This window comes from Saccharibacillus sp. WB 17, from assembly GCF_008634075.2.
Taxonomy (GTDB): Bacteria; Bacillota; Bacilli; order Paenibacillales; family Paenibacillaceae; genus Saccharibacillus; species Saccharibacillus brassicae.
The window spans coordinates 17,684-35,672 of the sequence record NZ_VPFK02000007.1; the positions used below are offsets into that span (position 1 = coordinate 17,684).

Genomic DNA, 17,989 nt, shown 5'->3' on the forward strand with positions numbered 1-17,989 from the left:
CAAAGGCGAACGCTTCGCTTCTACGGCTCCCTCCACCCTCCGCTTACTTCTGCGCATATTCAACCGCTCCCGCACCCGGTTTTGGGGTGGGGAATAAGGGCAGGGCTGCTTTTTCTTCTTTTGGAAAAAGCGGGGAGGGCAGGGCGAAGGGCTTGGGCTCGGCTTTGCCGAAGCCGGGCGGAGAGGAAGGTTTTAGCTCGCTTCGCAGAAGCCGAGCCGCGCTAAACAGAATTTTAATTCAATCATAAAGGATGTGTCGGTTGTGTCTGAAGCCTACAAAAATGCCGGAGTCGATATCGCGGCGGGCAACGAAGCGGTCGAGCGAATGAAAAAGCACGTCAAGAAAACGTTCCGTCCGGAAGTCATGACGGATCTGGGCGGGTTCGGCGCATTGTTCGGTCTGAACAAAGACGCTTACGAAGAGCCGGTGCTCGTCTCCGGAACGGACGGCGTCGGCACGAAGCTCAAAATCGCGTTTGCGATGGACAAGCACGACACGATCGGCATCGACGCGGTCGCCATGTGCGTGAACGACATTATCGTGCAGGGCGCGGAACCGCTGTTCTTCCTCGACTATCTGGCGACCGGCAAAGTGGTGCCGGAGAAGATCGAAGACATCGTCGCGGGCATCGCGGACGGCTGCCTGCAGTCGGGCTGCGCGCTGATCGGCGGCGAGACGGCGGAGATGCCGGACATGTACAGCGAAGGCGAGTACGATATCGCGGGCTTTACGGTCGGCATCGTCGACAAGAAGAAAATCATTAACGGCCAGTCGATTGCGGCGGGCGACGCGGTGATCGGGCTGGCTTCGAGCGGCGTGCACAGCAACGGCTTTTCGCTCGTGCGCAAGCTGCTGCTGGAGCAGCACGGCTACCAACTGACCGACGAAGTGGCGGAACTCGGCGGCACGCTCGGCGCAACGCTGCTTGAGCCGACGAAGATCTACGTCAAGCCGGTGCTTCAGCTGCTCAAGTCAATCGAAGTCAAAGGCATGGCGCATATTACGGGCGGCGGCTTTATCGAGAACATCCCGCGGATGCTGCCGGAAGGCGTGAACGTCGAGATTCAGCATGGCACCTGGCCGGTACTGCCGATCTTCGATCTGATGCAGGCCAAGGGAAGCATCTCGGACAGCGATATGTACACGACGTTCAATATGGGCATCGGCCTCGTCATCGTCGTCGCCGAAGCCGACAAGGAAGAAGCGCTGCGCCAACTGCAGGAAGCGGGCGAATCCGCCTACCTGATCGGCCGCGTGACCGAAGGCGACAAAGTCGTGACGTTCTCGGGAAACGCGCAATGAGTCGCGTCGACCCAGAGGACCAAGAGATTCTGACGGGCGCCGACGTTACGTCGCCGAATGCTTCCGAAGAAGAGGTGCCGCAGCGGCCGGGCCCGATGCCCGGCCTGCCCGACGAGCCGGCAGTGCCGGCGGTGCCGGCGGTGCCGGCGATTCCCCGGCCGGAACCTGCGACGCCGACGCCCGCTCCGCAGCCCGAGCCGGGCATTCCCGCGCCGGTCACGCCAGGCGGCGTCCCTGTACCGGACGCTCCGCAGCCGGTTACGCCGGGCGGTATTCCCGCTCCGGGCGCCGATCCTTCGGTCGATCCGCTGACGCTGCCGGGACTTCCGGCCGTCGCGGAACCGGGCGATGCCGGCGAAGTTCCCGGCGCGGACGGCGATCCGGCCGCGCAGCTGCTGGAGCTGGAACAAGCGCTCCCGCAGGGCGAAGGGCCGGAGCGGCCGTACCGGATCGCGGTATTCGCGTCCGGATCGGGCAGCAACTTCCAGGCGCTGCTGGACTCGGCGCAATCGGGACGTCTGGGCGCTCAAATCGCGCTGCTCGTCTCCGACAAGCCGCAGGCCAAAGCCGTCGAGCGTGCCCGGGCAGCCGGCGTGCCGGTGTTTGTGTTTGCGCCGAAAGACTACGAATCGCGCGAAGCTTACGAGCGCGAGATTCTCGGCGAGCTGCAGCAGGCGAAAATCGACCTGATCGTGCTGGCCGGCTATATGCGGCTGATTACGGACGTGCTCGTCGAGCCTTATGCGGGACGGATGATCAATATCCATCCGTCGCTGCTGCCGTCTTTTCCGGGCAAGGACGCGGCGGGCCAAGCGGTCGAGCACGGCGTGCGCCTGAGCGGCGCGACGGTGCATTTCGTCGACGGCGGCATGGACACGGGGCCGATTATCGCCCAGCGCGCCGTCGAAGTGACGGCCGACGACACGGCGATCGAACTGCAGCTGCGTATTCAGGAACAGGAACGCCTGCTGTATCCGGAAGTCGTCTCGTGGTTTGCGGCCGGCCGCGTGAAGCTGGAAGGGCGCCGGGTGCTGTTGTTTTAGCGTTATTTTTAACAGAGAAAAGAAGTGAAAAGGCATGCCGATCGTAGTCGGAACCGGAGCGGTCATTGTGAACGAAGAAGGCCGGGTATTATTGGTGCTTCGCAAAAAAGATCCCGAGAGGCACAAATGGAGTATTCCCGGAGGGAAAGTCGATCCTTTTGAGACGCTGGAACGTACGGTGGTTCGCGCTTGATGCCCTTCCGCCGACCGAAGAGATCGCCGTTTTTTCCCGGGAAGCCTTGAGATTGATCGAAGTACATCTATCCCACACCCCCAAGGAGGACTTTTCATCGTGAGTATCAAAAGAGCGCTGGTCAGCGTATCGGACAAAACGGGTATCGTCGAATTCTGCCGCGAGCTGTCGCAGCTCGGCGTCGAGATCATCTCCACCGGAGGCACCAAAAACCTGCTGGCGCAGGAAGGCGTCCCGGTCATCGGCATTTCCGACGTGACAGGATTCCCCGAAATCATGGACGGCCGCGTCAAAACGCTGCATCCCGCCGTACATAGCGGACTGCTCGCCGTGCGAGACAACGAAGAGCATACGCGCCAGATGCAAGAACTGGGCCTGGACTATATCGATCTCGTCGTCGTGAACCTGTATCCGTTCCAGGAGACGATCGCCAAGCCGGACGTCGCTTACGAAGACGCGATCGAGAATATCGATATCGGCGGGCCGACCATGCTGCGTTCCGCGGCCAAAAACCATGCGTTCGTCAGCGTGGTCGTGGACAGTTCGGATTACGGCAAAGTGATCGAGGAAGTGCGCGAAAGCGCCGACACGACGCTCGATACCCGCAAAAAGCTCGCCGCCAAAGTGTTCCGCCACACGGCTGCCTACGATGCGCTGATCGCCGATTACCTGGCCAAGCAGACGGGCGACCCGCTGCCGGAGCGCTATACGGTCACTTACGAGAAAATCCAGGATCTTCGCTACGGGGAAAATCCGCATCAGGCGGCCGCTTTCTACCGCGCGCCGCTGGCGCCGGCCGGCACGCTGACGACCGCCGAGCAGCTGCACGGCAAAGAGCTGTCCTACAACAATATCAACGACGCCAACGCGGCGCTCCAGATCGTCAAGGAATTCAGCGAGCCGGCCGTCGTGGCCGTCAAACATATGAATCCTTGCGGCGTGGGCGTAGGCACGACGATCGCGGAAGCGTACGGCAAAGCGTACAGCGCCGATCCGGTGTCCATTTTCGGCGGCATCGTGGCGGCCAACCGCACGATCGACGCGGAGACGGCGCAGCCGCTCAGCGAGATTTTCCTCGAAATCGTGCTGGCTCCCGACTTTACGCCGGAAGCGCTCGACATCCTCACGAAAAAGAAAAATATCCGCCTGCTCAAAATGGGCGAACTAACTTCGGCGGAAGGCCGCGCCGCGGCGCACGTCGTGACGTCGATCGAAGGCGGCATGGTCGTGCAGGAGAGCGACGTGCATTCCCTCGGCGAAAGCGACCTCAAAGTCGTGACGAAGCGTCAGCCGACAGAAGACGAGCTGAAGCAGCTGCTGTTCGGGTGGAAAGTCGTCAAGCACGTGAAATCGAACGCGATCGTGCTGGCGGCAGACGACATGACAGTCGGCGTGGGCGCGGGCCAGATGAACCGGGTCGGTTCGGCCAAAATCGCGCTGGAGCAAGCCGGAGACAAAGCGCAGGGCGCGATTCTCGCTTCCGACGCTTTCTTCCCGATGGGCGACACGGTTGAACTTGCGGCCAAGCACGGCATCCAAGCGATCATTCAGCCGGGCGGCTCGATCAAGGACGAAGAATCGATCCGGGCGGCCGACGAAGCCGGCATCGCGATGATCTTCACGGGCGTGCGCCACTTCAAGCACTAGGATCGGGTTAGACGAATATCGACGCGCGGCGCGCCGGAACGACGGATTTCCGCGGATAGGCGGACCGTTTGCCGGGACGCCGTGCGTTTTTTTTGTCGGGAAAAGGAACACACAAGGAAGCGGGAGGGATGTTCGAATGGATATTTTGGTTGTGGGAGGCGGCGGCCGCGAGCATGCGATCTGCGTATCGCTGTCGCAGTCGCAGCGAGCCGGGAAGATCTACTGCGCGCCGGGCAACGCCGGCATCGCCCGGACGGCGGAATGCGTCGATATCGGCGTGTTCGATTTTGACGCGCTGACGGCTTTTGCGCTGGAGAAAAACATCGGCCTGGCCGTGATCGGCCCGGACGATCCGCTGGCGGGCGGCATCGTGGACGCGTTCGAAGCCAAAGGCATTCCGGTATTCGGCCCGCGGGCGAACGCGGCGGAGATCGAAGGCAGCAAAGCCTTTATGAAAGACCTGCTCAAGAAATACAATATTCCGACAGCCGCGTACGAAACGTTTGACGATTATGACACGGCTTTGGCTTATGTGCGCACACAGGGCGCTCCGATCGTAATCAAGACCGACGGTCTGGCCGCGGGCAAAGGCGTAACGGTCGCGCAGACCCTTGAAGAAGCGGAAAAAGCGCTGCACGACGCCATGGTCGGCGGCACGTTCGGCACGGCGGGCAGCACGGTTGTCATCGAAGAATGCATGACGGGCGAAGAGATGTCGATCCTGGCGTTCGTCGACGGCGAGACTGTCCGCGCGATGCCGGCGGCGCAGGACCACAAGCCGGTCTACGACGGCGACCTCGGCCCGAATACCGGCGGCATGGGCACGTATTCGCCGCTGCCGCATATCGATCCGGCGATCGTCGAACGCGCGATCGAAGAGATCGTCAAGCCGACCGCCCGCGCGATGGTCAGCGAAGGCCGTCCGTTTACCGGCGTCCTGTTCGCCGGCCTGATGATCGAAGCCGACGGCACGCCGCGCACGATCGAATTCAACGCGCGTTTCGGCGACCCGGAGACCCAGGTCGTGCTGCCGCGTCTGGAGAGCGACCTGCTGGAGATTTTCCTCGCCGCCGTAAACGGCACGCTTGCGGACGCGGACATTCGCTGGAGCGACGAAGCGGCGGTCTGCGTCGTGCTGGCTTCCGAAGGCTATCCGGCTTCGTACCCGAAAGGGCGGGTGATTACCGGCATCGAAGATGCCGAGAGCGAAGGCCGTTCGCTCGTGTTCCACGCGGGCACCGCGCGGAACGAAGCCGGCGAGCTTGTGACCGCCGGCGGCCGCGTGCTCGGCGTCGTCGGCCGCGGCGCCGGCCTCGGCGAAGCGCGCGACGCCGCTTACGCGGCGGCGCAGCGCATCGCGTTCGACGGCGCGCATATGCGCGGCGACATCGCGGCGAAGGCGCTGCCGCGGGGGTGACGCGGGCAGGGGGCTGGCTGCCGCGTGAGCGCACAGGTGCGGCGGTCGCGGGGTTGCCTGGGGCTGCGGGATCTGAGCAGCGGAAGGCGCAGGATTGCCTAGGGCTGCAGCTAAGCGAGCCGGCGACGGCATGAGACAGCGTTTGGGCATGAAACGCCGCATAGAGGCGCTGATGGCCTCGCCCAGCGTCCTATCTGCCCGGCCCGGCGGCGCTAACGAATCGTAGACGCCTTATTGAGCCGTTTTGGCCGGTTTTCCCGATCTAACGAATCGTAGGAACGCTATTCGACGATTTTGCGCCGGTTTAGGCCGGGAATCGGGAAATAGCGTTACAGCGATTCGTTAGAATCGCAAGACAAGCCTAATCGACGGATTAGCGGTATGAGGATTCGTTAGAACGCTGCGACCCGCGACCAGCGACCCGCGACCAGCGAAGCGCTCACAGCAAAGCCCGGACCTTTATAGGTCCGGGCTTATTCTTTTACTGGGAAGGGTTTGCCCGCGCCGATCTCCACGCATTGGCCTTTACTCCCTCACTGCCCCGCTCCTTCCCGCACACCCCCTTCACTCCGCCTGCTTCTCCACCGGCACGTACAGATCCATTTGCAGGTTCGAGTCGCCGTCGCTGCGGGCGTCGTACAGTTCGAATTCGACGCCGCCGGGCGCGAAGGTGTAGCCGGAGTTCGGGAACCATTCGTTGTAGACGTAGGTGGTCATGCCCTGAATGGCGTCGGAGAAGCCGCCGTTTGCGCGGTCTGCGGCGGGCGTCGTGAACACGGCGTACGTGGAAGCCGGAAGGACGGCGGTCTGCATCCGCTCCGGCACGCTGTCGAAATCGGCGACTTCCACGCCGATCAGGTACAGGAAATGCTCCGGCTTGTCCGGCAGCATGATGCAGGCGCCGTATTCGGCAGGGCTGACGGGAGCCAGCGTCTCTTGCAGATCGCGGCCCCGGTTTTCCTCGATATAGCGGTTCCAAAAAGCGGGAATGTCGGTCAGGTTCTCGCCGTTCATTGTGGTCTCCAGGGCATAGCCCGCCAGCTTGATTTCGGGTTTGGTTACAAGGGTGGGTCGCATCATCATTCCTCCGGTCATATGGTAGTCGGCCAGCTTCGCAAGGTCCACCCGTTCGGGAACGCGGCCGGTGGCGTGGATGCGATACTGTTCCGGGGTCAAACCGTACGTTTTGCGAAAAGCTTTGGTGAAGCCCGCATGCGTCTCGAACCCGTAGTCCAGCGCGATCGCAAGCAGCGTACGGCTGCCGGCCATGTCGGCCGCGGCGTGCGCGAGCCTGCGCCGGCGGACGTAATCCATGACGGGCAGGCCGGTCCGCGAGTGAAACACTTTATAGAAGTGATACAGCGAGAACCCGGCCAGATTCGCCAATTGTTCGGCCGTCAGCGGTTCTTTGAGATGATCTTCGATATGGTCCAGCGTGCGCTGGAGGCATGCGGTGTAGTCCATGTGTGCGTTCCCTCCCGATCGGTGATTTCAGTGTAACAGAAGGGAAGAGGCGGATGCTTGTCCGTTTTTGCGCTTTTGAAAAAGAAGGCCGAATCTCGGCGAACCGCCTCCCACCCCGTCGCGCCGACGCCGTTCGATCAGCCGGAAATCCGCGGAAAATCCGCTGTCCGGCCGGTTCCTTTTGCGCCCGAAGCTTGAATTTTCCGTCCAATCGCGTTACCTTTAAATTTAATGGCTGGCACTGTCGGGATAGCATACAGAGAAACAAAACCAGGAACGAGGAGAACGAGATGAAAACCGAACCTACTGCGGAATTGGACGATAACAAGAACGGCGATACGGTGACGATGGAAGATATCGTACGGGCGCATCACCGGCTGCGCGAAGCGATCGTGCGCACGCCGCTGCACCGCGATGCGACCCTGTCGGCGAAGTACGAGTGCGACGTGTACCTGAAGCGGGAAGACCAGCAGGTGGTGCGTTCGTTCAAGATTCGCGGCTCCTATAACAAAATCCGCAGCCTGACGCAGGAGCAGCATGAACGCGGCATCGTCTGCGCGAGCGCGGGCAACCATGCGCAGGGCGTCGCTTTTTCGTGTCAGGCGCTCGGCATTCACGGCAAAATCTACATGCCGAGCACGACGCCGAACCAGAAAGTCAAAATGGTGCGCAAATTCGGCGGCCGCAACGTCGAGGTCATTCTGACCGGGGACACGTTCGACGACGCCTACGAAGAAGCGATGAAAGTCTGCACCGAGCAGGCGCTGACGTTTATCCATCCGTTCGACGATCCGATGATCATCGCGGGCAACGGCACGGTCGGCATGGAGATTATGGAGAGTCTGGATCGGCCGGCGGACTATGTGTTCGTGACAATCGGCGGCGGCGGATTGGCGGCCGGCGTATCGCAGTATATCAAGACGATGAGCCCGTCCACGCGCATGATCGGCGTGGAGCCGCTCGGTGCCGCCTCGATGAGCGAAGCGATGGCGCGCGGCCATGTCGTGACGCTCGATACGATCGACAAGTTTATCGACGGTGCGGCGGTCAAACGGGTCGGGCAGCTGACGTTCGACATCTGCCGACAGCGCCTCGACGAAGTCGTCAAAGTGCCGGAAGGCAAAGTGTGCACGACCATTCTCGACCTGTATAACGAGAACGCGATCGTGGCCGAACCGGCCGGCGCCATTCCGGTCGCCGCGCTCGATCTGTACCAAGGCGAGATCAAAGGCAAAACGGTCGTCTGCGTGATCAGCGGCGGCAACAACGATATCGACCGGATGCAGGAGATCAAGGAACGGTCGCTTATTTTCGAAGGGCTGAAGCATTATTTCCTGATCAACTTCCCTCAGAGAGCCGGCGCGCTGCGCGAGTTTCTCGAGAAAGCGCTCGGTCCGAACGACGATATCGCGCGCTTCGAATATACGAAGAAAAGCGACAAAGAGAACGGTCCGGCGCTCGTCGGCATCGAATTGACGTCCCGGGAAGACTACGAACCGCTGATCGCCCGCATGGACGAACAGGGCATCAATTACACCGAGCTTAACCGCGATCCGAGCCTGTTCAGCCTGTTGATCTGAACGCGGCTTCGGCGCAGGGCGGCAGCGCAGCCTCAATCCGATCCGATTCCCAACCGAACAGCCTGTCCGCAGCCGGGAAATGCCCGCTCGCGGACAGGCTTTTTGGCGGGAACTTTTTGCACGGCATAAGCGTTTATAAGGCGAGGTACCTACCTGGCAGCATCCGGCGTAAATTCCTTTGTAATCGTCGGCGAATTTGCATAAGATAGGAACGATAGCGGGATGGATTTCGCAAGAAGGAGGAAAGATTTTGTTTTTTTCTGTAAAAGAGAACGAAACGACGAGCCGGCGCGACCGGATCTGGCTGATCTCGATCATGGCTTTTGTGCTCGCGGTATCGGTGTTCGTCGTGCTGTCGCACAACCATTACTTTTTGCTCGGCGACCTGAACGAACCGAATAACGACGACGTCAAATACGTAAGAAGCGCAGAGACGCTGCTCGAAGGAGGGCCGCTCACGTATATCAACCTGGACAGCGGGACAGAGCCGAGCGCGTTTATTATGCCGGGCATGCCGCTGCTGCTGGCCGCTTTTATCGGGCCTCTCGGGCAGGAAGGCGGGATTACCGCTTTCCGGTTGTTCCAATGTCTGGAGCAGGTCGCGTGCGTCTATCTGCTGTTCCTGATCGCCCGCCGCGTATTCAACCGCCGGATCGCTTTGGTGGCCTGCGTGCTGGCGGCGTTGTATCCCCCGGATTATTTCTCTTCGGGCGTCATCTTGACGGAATCGACGTTTCGCCTGCTCTGCATGCTGCTCGTGCTTGCCATGATGGTAGCCGTCGAGCGGCGCAAGCTGTCCGGTTACATAATCGTGGGCATTCTGACGGCCGCGGCCGCCTATTTCAAGCCCCAGGCTTCGTTGTTCCCGGCCGTGCTGCTGTTTCTGTGGCTGCGCGACGGATACAGTTTCAAGGAAATGCTGCGCTGCACGGGAGCGGTGCTCGGCACGTATGTGCTGCTGCTGTGCCCGTGGTGGATACGCAACTGGAACACGTTCGGCGAATTCATCCTGTTTACCCGTTCGGCCGGCAGTCCGTTCCTGCTCGGTACCCGGATCAAATACGGACTGCCGCCGGCCGGCTTCTTCGACGCTTATCCGCAGTATGACCCGGCTACTATTTTCAAAGGCTGGGACAGCAGCGCGATCGACAAAGGGCTGGACATTTTGCGGTACGGCTTCTCGCACCATTTCTGGACGTACCTGCATTGGTACACGCTTGGCAAGCTGGAAGGGCTGTACATCGAGTCGTATTACTGGCGTCCGATCTGGCCGATCCAGCGTCCGTTCATGGATGCGATGCAGAAGGTGCTGGTGTGCGTGACGCTGGTCGGGCTCGTATCGGCGCTCGTCCGGGAACGCTTCGGCCGCCTGCTGCCGCTGCTGCTGACGTTCGCTTATTTTACCGCGCTCTATATTCCGTTCGTGGCGTTCGGCCGTTACGGCTATCCGACGATTGTGTTCATGCTGCCGTTCACGGCGTACGCGCTGTGCAAAGTGTGGGATCTGCTTCGCCGCCGGCATACGGTATCGGGCAGCGCGGGCGAAGGCTATACGTTTAAGTGAGAAAAGTACCCAAATCAACGCCTGACAGGCCGGTTTGATCGCAAAAAAAGCGGGGCCGGCCGCGGGAGAGGAGCACCGACCATGATCCGTTATCCATTTTTGAGAGAAGGCACGACGATCGGAGTTACGGCTCCTTCTTACGGCGTCGCGCCGGACATGCACGACCTGCTGAAGCAGGCGATCGGCCGCATGGAAGAAGAAGGATTCGCCGTATCGACCGGCGATACCGTCTGGACGCAGCACAAAGCGAAGTCCGCGCCGGCCCGCCTGCGCGCGGAAGAGTTGAACCGGATGCTGCAGGACGACCGGATCGGACTCGTGCTGCCGCCCTGGGGCGGGGAGCTGCTGATCGAAGTGCTGGAGCATCTCGATTTCGACCGGATCGGCGACAAGTGGCTGCTCGGGTATTCCGACATCAGCCTGCTGCTGCTCGCCGTGACGCTCAGAACGGGACTGGCGACAGCGCACGGCACCAACCTGCTCGATCTGCGCAGCCGCGTCACGGACAGCACGACGGCCAAGTGGCGGGACGCGCTGACGACGCCGGCCGGCGGTTCGTTCGAGCAGCACTCTTCCGATCTGTACCAGGTCGAGTGGAAAAGCCGGCCGGAGGCCGAAGAAGCGAATCCGGCAGAAGCGGAAGCGGCAGACGATTCCGTGTTCAACCTGACGGAACCGACCGTCTGGAAAAGCGTCTCCGGCGGCGACGTCGGGTTCAACGGCCGGCTGCTCGTCGGCTGTATCGACGTAATCCGGCATCTGGTCGGAACGCCTTACGGCGACGTGCGCACTTTCCGGGACACGCATCTGCCCGGCGAACCGGTGCTGTGGGTGCTGGAGAACTGCGAGATGAACACGGCGGATCTGCGCCGCTCGTTGGTGCAGATGAAGCTGGCCGGCTGGTTCGACAACTGTGCCGGCCTGATGTTCGGCCGCAGCCCGGCCAACGGGGCGGTCGACGGATATACGGCGGTGGACGTCTACCGCGACGTGGCCGAAGAACTCGGCGTGCCGGTGCTGTACGATATCGACTGCGGCCATATGCCGCCGCAGCTTACGCTCATCAACGGCGCGATGGCGCAGGTGGAGTTCTCGGAAGAGAAAGGGACGGCGAGCGTGCGGCAGATTTACAAATGAGGGCGCAGCGGAAAAGGGCGCGGCATTGGGATACAGCCCGATGTAAAGGGAAATAACGTTACGGAAAAAAGCAAAAAAAGACCGGCTGAACTTCAGCCGGTCTTTTTTGTATGGCGCAAGTCTGCGCGCTGCGGGATGCTTGCCCAGCTCCGCTCGCGCTTGCCGGTGTCGACCGGTCGCTTACTGCGCGACCGTGCTGTTGTACTCCTGGATCTTCTGCGTGATCTCGGCCGAAGCGCGATCCAGCGCGTCCTGCGGCGTAGCGGCGCCGGTGAGCGCTTCTTCGATCGCCGTCTCCGTCAGCTGACGCGCTTCCGGGAAAACGCCCATGACGGCGCCCTGGGTAGCCGGAGTCGGCTCCGTGCCGTGCAGTTGGTCGACCGCAGTCTGGAACTGCGGATACTTCTTGAGGTTTTCCTTGACGAGGTCTTCGTCGTAGGCCTGCTTCGTGATCGGGAAGTAGCCCGTGTTCACATGCCAGTAAGCCTGGGTAGCCGGTTCGGCCAGGAACTTGATAAAGCTCCAGGCTGCCTGCTGTTCGGCTTCCGGCCGGTCGTTCATGATCCACAGGCTGGCTCCGCCGACAACGACGCCGCCTTTGTCGGCATCGGCCGCGGTCGGCTTCGGCAGCGGTGCGGTGCCGACTTCGAACTTGCCGTCGGCTGCCTGCACGATGCCGCGCAGGGAAGCGGTGCTGTCGAGCGTCATGGCGATTTGTCCGGCCGCGAACGCCTTTTTGGTGTCGTCCGTTTTGCGGCCGAGGTTCAGCATCGTGCCGGCGTCGACCATCTTTTTCCACCATTCGAGCGTACGGACGGCAGCCGGCGCGCCGAGCTGTGCCTGATCGGCCATGCCCGCACGGCCGTTGCTGTTGTTGAGCAGTTCCGCGCCCTGATTGGCGAGCAGCTGCTCCATGAACCAGCCGTAAATCGCGAACGATCCGCCGGTCACGCCGCCTTGAGTCAGCGTCTTGGCCGCTTTTTCCACTTCCTCGTACGTCTTCGGCGGGTTCTCGGGGTCGAGTCCGGCCGCTTTGAAAGCGTCTTTGTTATAGTACAGAATCGGGTTCGAAGTGTTGAAAGGCATCGAGTAGAGACGATCGTCGAACGTGTAGTAGCCGAGAATGTTCGGCTCCAGCTTGGACACGTCATAGCTCTCGCCGTCGATAAACTGCTGCATCGGCGTGATGGCGCCGGAATCGATCATAAAACGGCTGCCGATCTCGTACGTCTGGATCATCGTCGGTCCCGTACCGGAGCCCATCGCCGTTTTGAGCTTGTTCAGGCTCTCGTCGTAGGTTCCCTGGAACACGGCTTCGACTTCCACGTCATCTTGCGATTCGTTGAACCGCTTGACCAGCTCGTCCACGACTCCGCCGAGCTCGCCGCTCATGGCGTGCCACCAGACGACTTTGACCGGAGCCACGCTGTCTGTCGTCTTGGCGCTTTCTCCGTTAGCCGCCGCGGCTTCCGCCGTCGCTCCGCCGGCTGCCGAACTTCCGGTTCCTCCTCCGCATGCGGTCAGGATGACCATCATCAGGCACAGGCAGGCGAACATCCACTTCTTGCTACTTTGCAACAAACTTCCCACTCCCTCTTCTGAACATAGTATGTGTATGGGTTGAAGCGTTGAAGCCGTAAAAAAAGACCCGGAGGAAGGCGGAGCCGCAGATGCCTCCGCGTGTCCGTCCGGGTTATCCGGAGATCCGGGCGTCCCGTCAAGGTAGGGGGATGTCGGGACGCAGACCGGATTCCACGAGAACCGCGCTTCGCGCAGGGCGAAGACGCAGACCGTTTCGAATCGATGCGGAAGGAGATGTACCTTCCGCGGATTGCTGAAAAGATCGACAGCCTATGAATCAAGGGTGACCCGGCGGGGGCCGGGCCGGAAGCCGGACGGATTTGTACCGTCTCCGATCAGGCGGCGAACGTATCGTTCGTCGCCTCAGCGGGGACGGCGTCTCTGCCGCTTACTGCCGATCCGGGAGAAGGTTGTTCTCCCGGATCGGCAGCGGGCGGAAGAAGCCGCCAAGCCGGACGATCAGCCTTTTAGCGCGCCGGCGGTCAGCCCGCCGACGAGCCGGCCGAGCCCGAGCGCCAGCATGACCAGGGACGGCAGCAGCACGAGCACGAGTCCGGCCATGACGAGGTTCCAGGCCGTCATCTCCGAAAATTGGAGCATGCTGACGCCGATCTGGACGGTGCGCATGTTCTCGCTGCTCGTCACGAGCAGCGGCCACAGATACATGTTCCAATGGTTCAGGAACGAATAGACGGCGAGCGTCGCAAGACCCGGCATGGACAGCGGCACGGCCAGCCGCAGGAAGATGCGGACATGTCCGCATCCGTCGATTCGCGCCGCTTCCATCAGCTCTTTGGGCAGCTGGAGGAAAAACTGGCGCATCAGGAACACGCCGAACGCCGTCGCGAGGAACGGGACCGTCAAGCCGGCGTAGCTGTCGAGCCAGCCCCAGCTGCGGATTGTCAGGTAGTTCGGGATGATCGCGACTTCCCACGGAATCATCATCGTGGACAGGAACAGCGCGAAGATCGCTTTTTTGCCGGGAAAACGCAGGAACGCGAACGCGTAAGCCGCCATGCACGACGTGATCAGGCAGCCGACTGTAATGGCGCCGCTCACGACGAAGCTGTTCATGATGAAACGAAGAATCGGAATCGTGGCCAGCACCTGCGCGAAATTGTCCGGGTGCAGCCCGGTCGGCCACAGCTTCGGCGGATAGGCCGCCGATTCGGCTTCGGTCATGAACGCGTTCGAGACGGTGATCCAGAACGGAAACAGGATGAACAGCGCCGCGACCGCCGAGAACGTGTAAGCGAGAAGACGCGGCAGGGAGATCGGTCTCACTGGTAATGCACCTTCCTTTCGGCGAACACGAACTGGAGCACCGTAATGAGCAGCACGATCGCGAACAGGACGAGCGCCTGCGCGCTGCCGACGCCGAAGCGGAAGTTCACGAACGCGTCTTCGTACAGCTTGAACACGAGCACGTTGGTGCTGTTGACGGGACCGCCCTTGGTCAGGATATTAATCTGTCCGAACGCCTGAAATGCGCCGATGACCGAAGTGACGGAAGCGAAGAACAGCGTCGGCGACACGAGCGGAAGCGTCAGGCGCCAGAACGTGCGCACCGGGCCGGAACCGTCGATTTTGGCGCTCTCGTAGATTTCTTCCGGAACGCCCTGCATGCCGCCGAGCAGCAGGATGAACAGGAAGCCCACGTTCATCCAGACCGTCATGAGCGAGATCGACAGCAGCGCCATATTCGGGTCGGTCAGCCACTGCACCGGGGTCAGGCCGATTTTGCCGAGCAGATAGTTCAGCGTGCCAAGCGTCGGATGGAACAACACCATCCACATGATCGAGCCCGTGCTGACGGATACCGCGATCGGAAGGGCGAAGACGAACCGGAACAGTCTCATGCCCCGGATTCGGCTGCGGCATACGGCGGCGAAGACGAGCGCAAACGCAAGGCTTGCCGGAACCGTCAGCAGAATGAACTTGAGCGTGACCATCAGGCTGTTCGGGAATCCCGGCGACTGGAACAGGTTGCGGAAATTCGCGAGACCGACGAAGTTCGCGACCTGGCCGCGCGGATTCGTCGAATGCAGGCTCAGATACACCGATTGCGCAAGCGGATAAAAAAGAAAGATGCCGAACAGCAGCAGGGCCGGTGCGATAAACGCTACCGCCAGCGCTCCTTCGCGCCATCGGCCGAGGCTTGCTGCCTTCGATGGTTCGCCGCTGATGCCGGCTGCACGCGTTCCCCGGCCGGTCGGCCTTTTCTGTTCGAGCGGAAGCGGAGGGGAGTTCTTCATGTTTTCCATGCGGTGCTGTTCCTCCTTATGTACGTCGGGGTAATGCCTGCATTCAGACTACCAGCGTATTGTTAAATAAAATCCCCCTGCTGTGTAAAAGTTCCATTTTACGGTAAACGTTTGCGTTTAACATGGCCTTTACGCAAGGCCGTTATACTGGACGAAGACGGACCCCGAACATACAAGGGCGGCCAGGCGGCCGCACCGGAGAAGAGGCGATCATGATGAACGAACCTATTCGCGGCACGCATACGATCGATACGGAATTACGCACGGCGGACGGCCAAGCGGCCGCTCCGATTATTTTCGCGCACCGGGGAGCTTCGGGCACGCGGCCCGAAAACACGATGGCGGCATTCCGCCGGGCGGTGGAACTCGGGGCGACGGGCATCGAGACCGACGTGCAGCTGAGCGCGGACGGCCAGCCGGTGCTGATCCACGACGAGACGCTGTCCCGCACGGCCGGGGCGTCCGGCTGGGTCGGGGACAAGACCTGGGCGGAGCTGCAAAGCCTGGACGCGGGCGGCTGGTACCATCCCGAGTTCATGGGCGAGCGCATTCCGCATCTGGACGAACTGTTGGAGCTTGTCCGGCAGACGGGACTGATCGTCAACCTGGAACTCAAGAACACGGTTCGTGCGTACGAAGGGCTGGAAGCGACCGTCATCGAAGCGGTGCGCAGGCACGGCGTCGAGCGGCAGACGCTGATCTCAAGCTTCAATCATTATTCGCTGGCGCTGTGCAAACAGCTGGCTCCGGACATCCGCACGGGCATCCTGTATATGGAAGGATTGTACCGGCCGTGGGAATACGCGAAAACGATCGGCGCCGACGCGCTGCACGCGTACGATCCAGCCGTGCGGGCGGAATGGGTGCAGGGCGCGCGCGCGGCGGGCGTCGATTACCATCCGTTTACGGTCAACGACGAAGGCCGATTGCGCGAGCTGATCGAGATGGGGACAGCGGGCATCATTACCGACCATCCCGACCGCGTCGTGCGGCTGCTCTCGCAGCGCCGGCCGAATGCGAAGCAGATTCATTGATCTTCTCGTCCGAAAAGTAAAATCCATGTAAAAAAACAGGGCGGTGCTCATTGCGCCGTCCTGTTTGGTTTGCTAAGGTTAAGGCTAATGAGATAAAGAAACCGGTTTGCGATTACGGCCCGGCCGGATACCGGGCGCCGGAGACAAGGAGCTGTCCATTCCATATGACCACCACACCCGAAATCAGCCGCCCCGAGGCGGCGCAGACGAGCCTCAGAGCGGGCATTATCGATATTGGTTCGAACTCGATTCGGCTCGTCGTCTATGAAAGCGACAGCGGCGGCTCATACCGCGTGCTGACCGAATCGCGCGAAGCGGCACGGCTCAGCGCGCTCGTCACGCCCGAAGGCATCATGCCTTCGCCGGCCATCTATTCCGTCGTCCCGGTGCTGAAGCAGTTTACGGAAGTCTGCGAAGCGTACGGAGCGACCCAGATCCGCGCCGTTGCGACGGCGGCGATTCGCAACGCGTCGAACTCCGGCCAGATTATCGAAATTTTGAACCGGGAGACCGGTCTTCAGATCGAACTGCTGCCCGGCGAAATGGAAGGCCATTACGGATTTATCGGCGTCGTCAACAAAATCGACATCGCCGAAGGCTTCATTATCGATATCGGCGGAGGCAGCACGGAAGTGACGCTGTTCCAGGACCGCCGCCGGGTATCGAGCTATTCGTTCCCGTTCGGCGCGGTCAACATGAACGTGCGTTTCGGCGGAAGCGGCAGTTGGACGCACGAGCGCGTGGGCGAACTGGAACAATTCGTGCTCGCCGAAGCGCGCAAGCAGGCATGGATCTCCGATTATCCGGGCCTCGATCTGGTCGGCCTGGGCGGCACGATACGCGGACTCGGCAAAATGGACCAGCGGCGGCGCAATTATTCGTTGTCGTACACGCACAACTATGTCATGCAGGGCGAAGACGTGGACCATTTCTACGCCACGCTGCCGGGCATGGACAACAACGGCCGCAAGCAGGTGCCGGGCTTGTCCAAGAGCCGGACCGACATCATCGTGCCGGGCCTGATCATCCTGCGGACTCTGTTCCTTCACATGAAGGCGGCGCGCTACGTCGTCAGCGGCACCGGACTGCGAGAAGGGCTGTTCTTCGAGCTGCTGCATCCCGAACAGGCCGTGCACGAGAACGTGCTGGAATTCGAACTGCGCGCGCTGCTGTCGAAAATGCCGAAGCAGCGTCAGCGGCATCTGCGTCACACGGAACAGTTCGCCCGCATTTTGTACGAAGCGCTGGGCGAAGAAGGAGAGAGCCGCTGGAACGCCAAGCTGCTGCGCATCGCCGCCTGGACGTACCAGACCGGCACCGAGATCGGCTATATCGATTACGAGGAGCATACCCAGTATTTGCTCACCAAGCGTCCGCTTGCGGGACTGACGCACCGCGAGATCATCCTGACGGCGCTGATCGCCGGCATTGCCGGCAAGGTCAAATGGCGCAAAAGCACGACGGCGCAGACGTACAAAGACATCCTGCTGGCGAAAGACGAGGAGCGTACGCGCCGCCTCGGCGCCGTGCTCCAGATGGCGGCCGCTCTCGACGCCAGCGAGACGCAGGCCGTTACGGCGCTTGCGGCCAGACGCAGCGGCGAACGCTTCGAACTTGAGCTGACGTGCCGGACGGAAGCGTTCATGGAGATTCGCGACCTCAAAGCGGCGGCCAAAGACTTCGAGAAAGAATGGAACGTCAAGATCGAGCTGAAGATCCAGGTCGGCTGACCGGGATCGGACGAATTAACAAGACGACAAAA

General features: G+C 61.3%; 14 protein-coding genes. 10 read left to right on the plus strand and 4 right to left on the minus strand.

The features are described 5' to 3' along the window. The first annotated feature begins 262 nt into the window (after window positions 1-262). The 5 genes from purM to purD all read left to right on the plus strand — a co-directional run bounded on the left by purM (window position 263) and on the right by purD (window position 5,603). Complete coding sequence (gene purM / locus FTE24_RS02190) at window positions 263-1,303, plus strand: phosphoribosylformylglycinamidine cyclo-ligase (protein ID WP_150232510.1); 1,041 nt, start codon at window positions 263-265, stop codon at window positions 1,301-1,303. Between the two features lie 395 nt (window positions 1,304-1,698). Next, window positions 1,699-2,346: a phosphoribosylglycinamide formyltransferase gene (gene purN, locus FTE24_RS02195; RefSeq protein WP_415663210.1), complete on the plus strand. Its 648-nt coding sequence runs from the start codon at window positions 1,699-1,701 to the stop codon at window positions 2,344-2,346. 34 nt (window positions 2,347-2,380) lie between these two features. Next, on the plus strand, window positions 2,381-2,539 hold the full coding sequence (locus FTE24_RS02200) for an NUDIX domain-containing protein (RefSeq protein WP_150232508.1): 159 nt from the start codon (window positions 2,381-2,383) through the stop codon (window positions 2,537-2,539). 99 nt (window positions 2,540-2,638) lie between these two features. Further along, the gene (purH, locus tag FTE24_RS02205) at window positions 2,639-4,186 is read left to right on the plus strand and encodes a bifunctional phosphoribosylaminoimidazolecarboxamide formyltransferase/IMP cyclohydrolase (protein ID WP_150232506.1); all 1,548 of its coding nucleotides are present in this window, start codon (window positions 2,639-2,641) and stop codon (window positions 4,184-4,186) included. Between the two features lie 136 nt (window positions 4,187-4,322). Further along, on the plus strand, window positions 4,323-5,603 hold the full coding sequence (gene purD, locus FTE24_RS02210) for a phosphoribosylamine--glycine ligase (RefSeq protein WP_150232504.1): 1,281 nt from the start codon (window positions 4,323-4,325) through the stop codon (window positions 5,601-5,603). 564 nt (window positions 5,604-6,167) lie between these two features. On the opposite strand, the gene FTE24_RS02215 is transcribed toward purD, so the two are convergent. Further along, window positions 6,168-7,067, minus strand: a complete 900-nt coding sequence (locus FTE24_RS02215; protein ID WP_150232502.1) for an AraC family transcriptional regulator — start codon at window positions 7,065-7,067, stop codon at window positions 6,168-6,170. Window positions 7,068-7,357: 290 nt separating this feature from the next. On the opposite strand from FTE24_RS02215, the gene ilvA reads away from it, so the two are divergent. The 3 genes from ilvA to FTE24_RS02230 all read left to right on the plus strand — a co-directional run bounded on the left by ilvA (window position 7,358) and on the right by FTE24_RS02230 (window position 11,348). Continuing rightward, window positions 7,358-8,647 (plus strand): threonine ammonia-lyase IlvA, encoded by a 1,290-nt coding sequence (gene ilvA, locus FTE24_RS02220; RefSeq protein ID WP_141448447.1) that lies wholly within the window; start codon window positions 7,358-7,360, stop codon window positions 8,645-8,647. 250 nt (window positions 8,648-8,897) lie between these two features. Next, window positions 8,898-10,211 (plus strand): ArnT family glycosyltransferase, encoded by a 1,314-nt coding sequence (locus FTE24_RS02225; RefSeq protein WP_237401590.1) that lies wholly within the window; start codon window positions 8,898-8,900, stop codon window positions 10,209-10,211. Between the two features lie 81 nt (window positions 10,212-10,292). Continuing rightward, complete coding sequence (locus FTE24_RS02230; RefSeq protein ID WP_150232500.1) at window positions 10,293-11,348, plus strand: S66 family peptidase; 1,056 nt, start codon at window positions 10,293-10,295, stop codon at window positions 11,346-11,348. 180 nt (window positions 11,349-11,528) lie between these two features. Here the strand turns inward: FTE24_RS02230 and FTE24_RS02235 are convergent, their stop codons facing one another. From FTE24_RS02235 to FTE24_RS02245, 3 genes are all read right to left on the minus strand, one after another. Beyond that, window positions 11,529-12,905, minus strand: coding sequence for an ABC transporter substrate-binding protein (locus FTE24_RS02235; RefSeq protein WP_415663211.1), 1,377 nt, complete (start codon window positions 12,903-12,905; stop codon window positions 11,529-11,531). Window positions 12,906-13,388: 483 nt separating this feature from the next. Continuing rightward, window positions 13,389-14,213, minus strand: a complete 825-nt coding sequence (locus FTE24_RS02240; RefSeq protein ID WP_415663208.1) for a carbohydrate ABC transporter permease — start codon at window positions 14,211-14,213, stop codon at window positions 13,389-13,391. Continuing rightward, the gene (locus FTE24_RS02245) at window positions 14,210-15,193 is read right to left on the minus strand and encodes a carbohydrate ABC transporter permease (protein ID WP_237401591.1); all 984 of its coding nucleotides are present in this window, start codon (window positions 15,191-15,193) and stop codon (window positions 14,210-14,212) included. The genes FTE24_RS02240 and FTE24_RS02245 overlap by 4 nt, the downstream gene beginning before the upstream one ends. A gap of 215 nt (window positions 15,194-15,408) precedes the next feature. Here FTE24_RS02245 and FTE24_RS02250 point away from each other — a divergent pair, with 215 nt between their 5' ends. Continuing rightward, the gene (locus FTE24_RS02250) at window positions 15,409-16,227 is read left to right on the plus strand and encodes a glycerophosphodiester phosphodiesterase (protein WP_150232644.1); all 819 of its coding nucleotides are present in this window, start codon (window positions 15,409-15,411) and stop codon (window positions 16,225-16,227) included. A 164-nt stretch (window positions 16,228-16,391) separates the two neighbouring features. Continuing rightward, window positions 16,392-17,957: a Ppx/GppA phosphatase family protein gene (locus FTE24_RS02255; RefSeq protein ID WP_150232498.1), complete on the plus strand. Its 1,566-nt coding sequence runs from the start codon at window positions 16,392-16,394 to the stop codon at window positions 17,955-17,957. The last annotated feature ends 32 nt before the right edge of the window (window positions 17,958-17,989 follow it).